Origin of the sequence: Bradyrhizobium campsiandrae, from assembly GCF_014529705.1 — a bacterium.
In the GTDB taxonomy this organism is placed as follows: domain Bacteria; phylum Pseudomonadota; class Alphaproteobacteria; order Rhizobiales; family Xanthobacteraceae; genus Bradyrhizobium; species Bradyrhizobium campsiandrae.
Genome location: NZ_JAANIH010000194.1, coordinates 1 through 488 on the forward strand (window position 1 = coordinate 1; position 488 = coordinate 488).

1 protein-coding gene is annotated in these 488 nt (G+C 37.7%); it reads right to left on the reverse strand.

The annotated features are described in order from the left end of the window. On the reverse strand, positions 1–472 hold a 472-nt coding region (locus G8O24_RS47095; protein ID WP_202988827.1), incomplete at its 3' end, for a hypothetical protein. Between the last annotated feature and the right edge of the window lie 16 nt (positions 473–488).

Consider the following 488-nt stretch of genomic DNA (forward strand, 5'->3'; position numbering starts at 1 on the left):
TAGAAACTCTCGATACCTCCGTTTGACTTTCGGGTGAACCAATAAGCAAATCGGCTGTGTCTACACCAGTACGACCACGATGCGAAAACTTCCATGTTAAATTCGAACCTGGGATTGTCCGAATATTCTGATAAACTGGTCCAATACCATCTGAATTTAATTCAATAAAGTTATTTCCCGAAAAAGCAGGCACATTATATCCATTACCATTTTGCCATACTTCTATATTTCCAGTTGGATTAGTTGTGCCCCAGGCATCTACACCAGCTTGATTAACCATCCATACATTTGTTGTACCAGCATTTTGACCGTAATCTGTGATATCAACATCTTCAAAATCATTATTTTTAATAGCCCATTTTAACTGCCAGCCATTTGAAGATGTTGGAGAAGCTTGCACTTTTTCAGAAGTACTTCCAATAATAAGCAACACCATTAGAATGAAAAAACCACCTATTAATTTTCTTTGCATACCTTCCCCTCCCTTT